Consider the following 10,499-nt stretch of genomic DNA (forward strand, 5'->3'; position numbering starts at 1 on the left):
TCGTAGGATTCGAACTCCCATCCATCGTAAAGAGGATGGTAGTAATCGTGGGCTCTACCGATGCGGCGGCCTCCTCGGAGCCCGCCAGCACCTCTTCCGCAGCGGCGGAAATCTSSWGATCAACTTGCTGCTCAAAAAGGAAAACCAGCCGCTGACGCCTTCCATGCTCCGGCCGCCCTTAGGTGACGGACACGATTATGCTGATATCCTATGCCTCCCCGGGCTCTATGGTGACAGGAGCCCGCCCGCACCCCGCTTCTCGCCTTTTATTTCTTCGCCAGCCTGCGCAGCTCCGCAGTCAGGATCGAAGCGGATCCCGGCATGCCGAGCTTCCGCGACGCTTCCTTCATGCGCTGCAGTCCGGCGCTGTCCTGCAATATCGCTTCGATGCGGCTCCATAGGCCGTCACCGCTGAGTTCACGCTCAAGCATCAGCTCGGCCGCCCCCCGCGTCTGCGAGATTGCGGGCATTGGCTTCCTGATGGTTATTCGTCACATTGGGCGACGGAATCAAGATGGACGGCAATCCGAGAGCCGTCAGCTCGGCCAGCGACGAAGCGCCGGCCCGCCCGACGACCAGCGTGGAGGCGGCCAGCACCTCGGGCATGTTATGAAGATAAGGCAGGACATGAAGATGGTTGGTGATGCCCGGCGCCGCCTCCTTGATGGCCGCGGAGGTGCGTTCGTAATAGCTTTCTCCGGTCACAAAAACATAATGGACGGCTCTGGAGCGGGCCGCGGCCGGCGCCATGGCGACCATCGCGTCATTGATGGCCTGCGCCCCCCTGCTGCCGCCTACGACGAGCACGATGCGGCTCCCCTCGGCGATGCCGAGCGAAGCGTAGCCTTTGCTGCGGCTTGCCTTGACGACATGGGAAGCGCATGGGTTGCCGGCATAGACGGTGCGCTTCGCCTTGCCGAATGAAGCGGCCGAAGCTTCGAAGCTCACCGCCACGCAATCGGCGTAACGGGACAAAAACTTGTTGGTCAGCCCGGGAACGGCATTCTGCTCATGGACGAGCGTCGGGATGCCGAGCCTCGCGGCTGCATACATGACGGGCCCGCATACATAACCGCCGGTCCCTACGACCGCGTCGGGCTTGAAAGCCTTCAGCAGCTCCTTGGACCGGCTGACTCCCTTCATGAAGCGGATGACGGTCCTGACGTTCTCGACCGACAGCTTGCGCCTGAAGCCGGTGATTTCCACCGCCTCGAAGCGCACGCCCGCCTCCGGTACGATCCGGCTCTCAAGCCCGCGGCTCGTGCCGATATAGAGCAGCTCCGTCTGAGGCTCTTCCTGCTGCATCTGCTTGCCGATGGCCAGGGCGGGATAGATATGCCCCCCGGTTCCTCCTCCGGTCAGTACGATTCGCATGATGTTCACCTCGAGTAACGGGATATATTGAGCAAAATTCCTAGTGCGGTCAAAAGCAGGGTCAAAGAAGATCCGCCGTAGCTGACGAGCGGCAGCGTGATGCCTGTGACCGGCATGAGGCCGATGACGACGCCGATATTGATCAGCACCTGCACGGCGACGATGCCGGTAATGCCTGCTGCCAGCAGGCTGCCGAACGTATCCGGGGCATAGATGGCCGCCCGCATCCCTCTCCAGACCAGGATCAGGAACAGGAAGATCAGGGCGCCTCCCCCGATGAAGCCGAGCTCCTCCGCCAGGATGGAGAAGATGAAGTCGGTCTGCGGCTCGGGCAGGTAGCTGTACTTCTGCCGGCTCATGCCGAGGCCGAGACCGACCAGCCCGCCCGGGGCGATCGCATACAGCGATTGGATGATCTGGTAGCCGGCGCCGAGCGGATCCTGCCAAGGGTCCAGGAACGACGTGATCCGCTTGAGCCGGTAAGGCGCCGCCAGGATGAGGCCGACGAATCCCGCCGCCCCGATCATCGCGAGTCCGCCGAGATGCTTCAGCCGAGCTCCCGCCACGAACAGCACGAGCAGCGAGGCGCCCATCATGACGCTGCCCGTCCCGAGATCCGGCTGCAGCATGATCATGCCGAAGGCCGTTCCCATGAGAGCGAGCGGCGGCAGCAGTCCTTTGGCGAACAGCGTGATCCGCTGCTGGTTGTCGGACAGCATCTTGGCGAGGAACAGAATCATGCCGAGCTTCATGAACTCCGACGGCTGGATGCCGAAGGAGCTGATGCCGAGCCAGCTGCGGGCGCCGCCGCGAACGACGCCGACGCCGGGAATAAGCACGAGGACCAGCAGCCCGAAGCAGACGAGCAGGACGGGCTTTGCGTATTTTTTCCAGACATGGTAGTCGGCGTTCATCGTGAAGATCATGGCTCCGATGCCGAGAACGGCAAAGATCGCCTGGCGCTTGACGAAATAGTAGGGATCGCCGAATTCCTGGAACGCGCGGACCGCGCTGGCGCTGTAGACCATGACGAGTCCAACGGAAAGAATCAATGCTATCGCTCCGACTAGCCATACGTCCGGAGCCGACCGGACTTTGGGCATGACGCACCACCTCAGGCATGGGAAAGTAGGGACAAGCCCCCTACTTACAAGGTATGCGCCGATTCCTTAAACATGCGCCCGCGGTCTTCGAACGAAGGGAACATATCCCAGCTCGCGCAAGCCGGCGAGAGCAGGACGGCATCCCCCCGGCGAAGCGAGCCGGGCTGCGGCTTTCGTCGCTTGGCGGATGACGGATTCGGCGTCACCTTCAGCATCGACCACCGCCACATTCGCCATACCCGCCAGCTCCGCCACCCGCGCGAGCTTGCCGCGGGTCTCGCCGAGCAGGACGAGCCCCTTGATCTTGGGGGATCCGAACAGCGGCAGCAGCTCCATGTAATCGGAGCCGCGGTCGAGTCCGCCCGCGATCAGGATCAAAGGCTGCTCGAACGAACCGGTCGACATGAGCGTTGCGACCGGGTTCGTCGCTTTGGAGTCGTTGTAGTAGCGGACTCCCGCTGCTTCGAGCACGAACTCGAGACGATGCTCCACGCCTCCGAAATCCCGGAGAGGAGCCGCAAGCAAGGCCGGCTCGACCCCGATCGCGATGCACGCGGCGACGGCGGCCAGCGCGTTCCCCGCGTTATGCCTTCCCGGAACGCCGAGCTCCCGGACGGCGACGATGGCCTGCTCCGTCCCGTCCCCGCTGCGGTATACGATCGTCCGCTCCGGCTCGCCGGCGTTGTCCGGCGCCCCGGCGGCTTCGTAAGGAGGCTCGATGCAGACGCCGCTCTCGAGCCTGCGATAGAGCGAGAACGGAATCAGGCGCGACTTCAAGCCGGCTTCGATCGCCGCGCAAGCCGGGTCGTCCGCATTCAGCACGGCTGTATCCTGCTCCGTCTGGTTCGCGAACAACTTCGCTTTTGAGGCGACGTAGTCGTCCATCGAGCCGTGATAATCGAGATGCGTCTCCGCGATATTGAGCAGCAGGCCGACCTGCGGCCGGAAGCTGCTCGTGCCTTTCAGCTGGAAGCTGCTGAGCTCGGCGACGAGCACGCTGCCTGCATCCGCTTCTTCCGCCGCTTCGCACAGAGGCCGGCCGATGTTGCCCGCGACGATCGGACGCCGGCCAGCCGCTTCCAGCATGCGGCCGATCCAGGTCGTCGTCGTCGTTTTGCCGTTGCTGCCGGTAATGCCGATGATCGGCGCCGGCGACAGCAGGCCCGCCACCTCGACCTCGGTCACGACCTCGACGCCAAGAGCCAGCGCCGCGGCAACAGGCGGAGCGTTGTACGGAATGCCGGGATTCTTGACGAGCAGGGCCGTCTGGGCATCGACCAGATCGTCGGGATGATGCCCGCAGATGACTTCGATTCCGAGCGCGGCCAGCTCGGCGGCTTCCGGACTCTCTTCCGCAGGCTTGCGGTCGTTGACCGTTACATTCGCTCCCAGGCGGTGGAACAGCCTGGCGACCGCGGCTCCGCTGCGCGCCAAGCCGAGCACGACGACGCGGCGATTCCGGTATGTGGACGGATGATTCATGCCAATCTCTCCTTTTATGTAGCCAAACGGCTATGCCGTCCGTTGCCGGACGGAGTCATTTCGCATGGATGGCTAGAATACGCTAAGCTTCAAAGGTGTCGGAGCGGGCTCATGCGGAGCGGATGCCGATCCGATGCATGCGCCGGCAGCTCCGCATCTCCTCTGAAGGAAAAGAAACCGCCAAAGCGAACGGCCTCGTCCTCATGGAGAGGGAAGGTTCCGAACGCCCGGCGGCACTTGTAGCTATGCTGCGTCCGGCATTCGCTTCCCCCTTGAGGGCGGCAGCCGCGGCTCGTCAGCCTCCGGTGACCCGGTAGAGTACGAGACCGGCAGCGGCCAGCACGAGTCCGGCCGTCCAGAATACGGTAACGACCTTCCATTCCGACCATCCCGACAGCTCGAAATGATGGTGGATCGGGCTCATGCGGAAAATCCGCTTGCCGCCCCGGAGCTTGAACGAGCCGACCTGGAGAATGACCGAGATCATCTCGAGGACGAATACGCCGCCGATCAGAATGAGCAGAATCTCCGTCTTGGTCAGGATCGCGACGGCCGCGAGGCCGCCGCCGATTCCGAGCGAGCCGGTGTCGCCCATGAACACCTTGGCCGGATGCGCGTTGAAAATAAGAAATCCAAGCGCGGCTCCGACGAGCGCGGCGGAAAATACGGCGCTCTCATGCTCCGTCGCCTGCATCGCGATGATGGTGAACGCCCCTGCCGCGATCGCGCTCGTCCCGGCCAGCAGGCCGTCCACTCCGTCCGTGAAGTTGACCGCATTGGTCGTAGCGAAAAAGATGATGACGACAAAAGGATAATAAAGCCATCCGAGATCCCAGCTGAAATCCGTTCCGGGAACGGCAATCTCCGTGCTCTGTCCCATCCGGTGCAGCAGCACGCAGACGATGATGCTGAAGAGCAGCTGCCCGGCGAGCTTCTGCTTGGCCGTCAAGCCAAGCGAGCGCTTGAGCACGATCTTGATGTAATCGTCCATGAAGCCGACCAGGCCGAAGCCGAGAGCGCCGACGAGCAGCACCCAGAATTCCGTCGTTTTCTCCGAGAACTTCAGGAAAGCGACGAGAATGGCAAGCATGATGATGATGCCGCCCATCGTCGGCGTTCCCGATTTTTTGAGATGGCTCTGTGGCCCTTCCGTGCGCACCTGCTGTCCGAACTTAAGCCGCCTCAGCAGGGGGATGAACAGAGGTCCGAGTATAACTGCTAGAAGAAACGATACGCCAAGTGTCATCAGTATGACCAGCATGTCCATGCTTTCACCCCCTCAAGGTCAGCGCTGAAGCGCTTCTACGACCCTTTCCATATGCATCGTCCGGGATCCCTTCACCAGCACGAGATCGCGGGGATCAAGCTCCGCCGCAAGGGCGCCGATGAGGGAATCCTGGTTGTCGAAATGCCGCACCGCAGCCGCGGCAGACGAGCCGAAGGAAGCTGCCGCTCCTTCGGAAGTGTGAATGGACAGGGCTCCGCAGGTAAGAACCGCGTCCGCCTTGTCCGGCGTGATGTATGCGCCCGTCTCGCGATGCAGGGCTTCTTCGGCTGCGCCGAGCTCGCGCATGTCCGACAGCACGATCCATTTGCGGCGGTAGCCGGACAGTCCCGCTACGAGATCGACGGCCGCCCTGACGGCGGTCGGGTTGGCATTGTAGGCGTCATTGAGAATGAGCGCCCCGTTGGACGCCTTCATCGGCTGGATGCGCATGCCCGTCAGCTGCATCGACGCAAGGCCGGCGGCAGCCGCTTCAGGCGGGATGCCGCATGCCGCCGCCGCGGCGATGGCCGCCAGCGCGTTATGCACGTTGTGCACGCCGGGCACCGGAATCTCGATGCGCAGCGAATGATACGACGGCGGGGCATCCTTGCCGGCCGGCGAGTACGCCGCCGCGGCTCCGCTCTGCACCGAGAACGAAGTCGATACGGCGCCGACCTGGATGTCGGCCGCTCTCCAATCCGCATTGGAAGAGGCGCCGAACGTCCGCACGGCCGCATGTTCCGGCAAGGCCGTCTTCTTCAGCTGCTCCCGGATCAGAGGCTCATCCGCGCTGACGATCAGCAGTCCGCCCGGCTTCAAGCCCTCGGCGATCTCAAGCTTGGCTTGGGCGATCGCCTCTCTGGAGCCGAGCTGCAGCAGGTGGGCGTCGCCGATATTCGTAATGATCGCGATGTCCGGCCGCGCAATTTCCGTCAGCAGGGCGATCTCGCGCAGTCCGCTCATGCCCATTTCCAGCACGGCCGCCTCATTGTCTTCAGCGAGCGACAGCACGGTAAGAGGCAGTCCGATGTGATTGTTCAGATTGCCGGCCGTCTTGTGCACCCGCAGCGTTGAGCCGAGGGCGGCGGCCACCATATCCTTGGTCGTCGTTTTGCCGTTGCTTCCGGTAATGCCGACGATGGTTGTCTTGAGCTGGCTGCGATAGGCCGAGGCAAGTCGCTGCAGCGCGGCAAGCGTATCGTCGACGAGCACGAGCGGCTTGCCGGCCAGACCTGCAGGAATTTCACGATCTTCTTGCCAGAACGAAGCCGAGGCTCCGTTAGCCAGCGCAGCTTCGGCATAGAGATGTCCGTCGAAATTATCCCCGGACAAAGGAACGAACAGCCTGCCGTCTCCCGCCTCGCGGGAATCCTTGTAGACGCCCTGTACGGACAGGTCGCTCCATTCCCCCGGCGCGGCGGCCGTATTGCCGGCAGCTATGTATCCGGGCCCGAGCCTGCCCGAGCTCATGGCTGCGATTTCGCTGAGCATCCGTGTAATCATTTTCGTAGTCCCCTTAACGCATCTCGGGCGACCAGGCGATCGTCGAAGTCATGCGAGACGGCGCCGACGATCTGATAGGTTTCATGGCCTTTGCCCGCAATCAATACTACATCTCCCGGGCTTGCCATTTCAACCGCTTTTTCAATAGCGGTCCGGCGGTCCGGCTGGAGCTCGTAGCGGTCTGGCGGCACGTTGGCCTTCTGCAGCCCGACCTCGATGTCGAGCAGGATCGTATCCGGGTTTTCAGTCCGGGGATTGTCGGAGGTGACGATGGTGTAGTCCGCATAGCGGGAAGCGATCTCTCCCATGATCGGACGTTTCGTCCGGTCGCGGTCTCCCCCGCAGCCGAATACGCAGATGACTTTGCGAGCCGCGAATTCCTTGACGGCCTTCAGCACGTTCTCCAGCCCGTCCGGCGTATGGGCGTAATCGACGACGACGGCAAAGTCCTGGCCTTCGTTGACCGATTCCACCCGTCCCGGAACGCCGGATACGCGCTCCAGGCTGGCCTTGATCTCCTCCAGGGGGATGCCCTCGATCAGGCCGGCCGCAAGGGCGGCCAGCGCGTTGTAGACGTTGAACTTGCCGACCATCTGCAGCGTGATGTCGGCGCTGCCCGCGAAAGTATCGACATGGAAGGAGGTGCCTCCCGCCGCAATGGAGATGTCCGAAGCCCGCACATCGGCTTTCGACTCGACTCCGTAGGTGACGACTTCTGCCGAAGTGAGCGCGCGGTAGCGCTCCGCAGCCGGATCGTCGGCATTGAGCACGGCGTAGCTCTGCTCGCCGGAGCCGTATTCATTGCCCAGACGCGAGAACAGCAGGCCCTTGGCTTCACGGTACACGTCCATCGTGCCGTGATAGTCCAGATGGTCCTGCGTCAGGTTGGTGAATATGGCGGTGCGGTAGCGGACTCCCTTCACCCTGCCCTGCTCCAGCGCGTGGGAGGAAACCTCCATCACCGCATGCGTCGAGCCGGCCTCCAGCATGGCGGCCAGGTCGCGATGCAGGTTGAGCGCCTCCGGCGTCGTCCGGCTCATCGGGTAGGATCTGCCTCCGTAACGCATCTCGATCGTGCCGATGACGCCGGGACGGAGGCCGCGGTCGGCGAGAATGCTTTCGATCAGGTACGTGGTCGTCGTTTTGCCGTTGGTTCCCGTGACGCCGATAACCTTCAGCTTGCGGCTGGCATGTCCGTAGAAATAATCCGCAAGAACGGCCATGGCGAGCCGGCTGTCGTTCACGAGCAGCTGAGGCACGGCGAGATCGAGCCGCCTCTCCACGACAAGCGCGGCCGCTCCCTTCTCTACCGCCTGAGCGGCGAAGTCGTGTCCGTCCTGGGTATGTCCGGGCAGACAGAGGAACAGGCAGCCCGGCTTGACCTCCCTGGAATCATGCTCGATTCCCGAGATCGGGACGCCGCCGTCCCCGATAAGTCGCGATGTGATGAGTTGCGATGCCAGTTGTTCCAAACGCATAGTCTTTCTCCTCTCTATTTGCTCCATAACAGTTGCCATCTTGAACCTTCAGAGCGGCCGCCTCTCCCGAACCCCGGATTCCCTCGCGCCCTGCAATGCGTGGAATCCGGGCTTCGAAGACGAGCGCCCGCGCTTCCGCACGTCCCTTCCTGTCGTGCGGCGGGGCTCAATGATCGGCGTGAGCATCCGCGTCGCCGGGAAGGTCGGCGTCGCTGCCGAGATAGATCCGGATCGTGGAGCCCTTGTCGACGCGGGCGCCGGCCGCCGGAGCTTGCCGGATGACCGTATTGCCGCTGCCGGCCGAGCTCAGGTTGAAGTTCATGTTCATGTCCTCGTAGATGTCGGAGACGGTTTTGCCGACGAGGTTCGGGACGGTCACGATCGGAGTCTCGCCGTATTTGTACTTTTTGCCGATCTGGGCAGAGCTTTTGGGAACACCCATATATTGAAGGGAATCTTCCAGAATGTTCCTCACGATCGGCGCGGCTACGACGCCGCCGAACTGGATGCCCTGCGGATTGTCGACCGCGACGTACACGACGATCTTCGGATTGTCGGCCGGAGCGACGCCGATGAACGAGACGATATGCTCATTGGGCGAATAGCGGCCGTTGATGACCTTCTGGGCCGTGCCCGTCTTGCCTCCGACGCGATAGCCGTCGATGAAGGCGTTGCCGCCCGTGCCGAGCGCCACGACGCTCTCGAGCGCCTCGCGGACCTGCGCGCTCGTCTTCTCGGAGATCACTTTGCGCACCGGCTCCGGCTGGATTTCCTGCACGACCTTGCCGGTCTCCGGATTGGTCCATGCCTTGGCCAGATGGGGCTCATACAGCGTGCCGCCGTTCACGGCGGCGGACACCGCAGCGATCTGCTGGATCGGCGTCACCGATACGCCTTGGCCGAATGCGGTCGTCGCAAGCTCTACAGGCCCGACCTGGCTCAGCTTGAACAGGATGCCGTTCTCCTCGCCTCCAAGATCGATGCCCGTCTTCTTGCCGAAGCCGAAGTCCTTAATATACTTGAACAGCGTATCTTTGCCAAGCCGATTGCCGAGCGCCACGAAGCCCGGGTTGCATGAATTCTGCACCACTTCAAGGAAAGTCTGGCTTCCATGTCCCCCTTTTTTCCAGCAGCGCAGCCTTGCGCCGCCGATCTCCACCGCTCCCGGATCGAAGAAATGCTCGTTCTTGAGGTTGACCTTGCCTTCCTCCAGAGCGGCGGACAGGGTGATGATCTTGAATGTCGATCCCGGCTCGTAGGTCATCCATATCGGCAGGATCCGATTGTATACTTCGGCCGGATACGCGTTGTAATTGCCCGGCTCGAAGGTCGGGCGGCTCGCCATTCCGAGCACTTCGCCGGTATTGGGATCCATCGCGATGGCGATGGCGTCGTTGGCCTTGTACTTGGTCATGGCCTGGTCGAGCTCCCGCTCCATGATCGTCTGGATCTGCTTGTCGATCGTCAGCTCCAGATTGAGCCCGTCCGTCGGCGCCTGATAGCGGTCCGTCGAGCCCGGCATCATCTCTCCTTTGGCGTCGGACAGATAAGAGATGCTGCCCTTGACTCCCTTGAGCTTGTCGTCGTATTTCTTCTCGATGCCGGTAAGCCCGCCGTCCACGCCCGTAATGCCGAGCACGCTCGCCGCAAGCTCGCCGAACGGATAATAGCGCTTGTTGTCCTCGGCGACAACGATGCCCGGCAAGCCGAGCTTCTTGATCTCCAGCGCCTTGTCCAGGGAAATCTTGAGACCTTCGGGCTTGATGATGACGCTCATGGCCTTCTTCTTGAGCAAGCCGAGCAGCTTCGTCTCCGAGATGCCGAGGACAGGGGCGAGCGTTTTGGCCGTGCCTTCCTTGTCCTTGATCTGCACCGGAATCGCGACAATCGTCGGCGAGCTGACGTTGTAGGCCAGCTTCGTGCCGTTGCGGTCCGTAATATCCCCGCGGTTGGGGGCGAATGCGACTTCGCGCCTCCAGTTGTCCTCCGCCTTGGCCGACAGCTCTCCGCCGCGGACCAGCTGGACATAGCCCAGCCGTGCGATAAGCGCGACAAAACCGACCAGAACGACGACAAGCGCTAGAAAGAGGCGGCGCCTCAAGGTGACATTGGAAACTTTCATCCGCACGTTCCCCTCTCGTCCGTTAACATGGGACAGGTACAGTCTGTCCGTACAAGTTAACGTATTCGGGAAACCAGCGGCGTATGCCAAGCCATGGGCGGCCGGCTTCGGCCGGCTCGGCAGCCAAAACGCCGGCCGGCGCCGCATCCAGCGTCAGAAATGCCGCACCG

General features: G+C 62.5%; 6 protein-coding genes and 2 pseudogenes. 1 reads left to right on the top strand and 7 read right to left on the bottom strand.

The genetic code is table 11. The annotated features are described in order from the left end of the window. Nucleotides 1-266 precede the first annotated feature (266 nt). The 7 genes and pseudogenes from murG to BN871_RS24160 form a co-directional block, all read right to left on the bottom strand. Nucleotides 267-1,374: pseudogene (gene murG / locus BN871_RS24125) on the bottom strand (undecaprenyldiphospho-muramoylpentapeptide beta-N-acetylglucosaminyltransferase). Between the two features lie 5 nt (nt 1,375-1,379). Next, the gene (gene spoVE / locus BN871_RS24130; RefSeq protein WP_048749498.1) at nt 1,380-2,477 is read right to left on the bottom strand and encodes a stage V sporulation protein E; all 1,098 of its coding nucleotides are present in this window, start codon (nt 2,475-2,477) and stop codon (nt 1,380-1,382) included. Nucleotides 2,478-2,521: 44 nt separating this feature from the next. Beyond that, a pseudogene (gene murD, locus BN871_RS24135) lies at nt 2,522-3,959 on the bottom strand (UDP-N-acetylmuramoyl-L-alanine--D-glutamate ligase). A 295-nt stretch (nt 3,960-4,254) separates the two neighbouring features. Beyond that, the gene (gene mraY / locus BN871_RS24145; protein ID WP_021881426.1) at nt 4,255-5,226 is read right to left on the bottom strand and encodes a phospho-N-acetylmuramoyl-pentapeptide-transferase; all 972 of its coding nucleotides are present in this window, start codon (nt 5,224-5,226) and stop codon (nt 4,255-4,257) included. Nucleotides 5,227-5,244: 18 nt separating this feature from the next. Beyond that, entirely contained in the window at nt 5,245-6,729 is a 1,485-nt protein-coding gene (gene murF, locus BN871_RS24150) for a UDP-N-acetylmuramoyl-tripeptide--D-alanyl-D-alanine ligase (RefSeq protein WP_021881427.1), read from the bottom strand. Continuing rightward, the gene (locus BN871_RS24155) at nt 6,726-8,207 is read right to left on the bottom strand and encodes a UDP-N-acetylmuramoyl-L-alanyl-D-glutamate--2,6-diaminopimelate ligase (protein WP_048749502.1); all 1,482 of its coding nucleotides are present in this window, start codon (nt 8,205-8,207) and stop codon (nt 6,726-6,728) included. The genes murF and BN871_RS24155 overlap by 4 nt, the downstream gene beginning before the upstream one ends. Nucleotides 8,208-8,373: 166 nt before the next feature. Continuing rightward, nucleotides 8,374-10,329: a stage V sporulation protein D gene (locus BN871_RS24160; RefSeq protein ID WP_048749504.1), complete on the bottom strand. Its 1,956-nt coding sequence runs from the start codon at nt 10,327-10,329 to the stop codon at nt 8,374-8,376. Here BN871_RS24160 and BN871_RS29445 point away from each other — a divergent pair. Beyond that, a partial coding sequence (locus BN871_RS29445; protein WP_232313312.1) for a hypothetical protein occupies nt 10,310-10,499 on the top strand: 190 nt, incomplete at its 3' end. The two genes, BN871_RS24160 and BN871_RS29445, sit on opposite strands and share 20 nt — an antisense overlap.

Origin of the sequence: Paenibacillus sp. P22, assembly GCF_000469945.2 — a bacterium.
In the GTDB taxonomy this organism is placed as follows: Bacteria; Bacillota; Bacilli; order Paenibacillales; family Paenibacillaceae; genus Paenibacillus_O; species Paenibacillus_O humicus.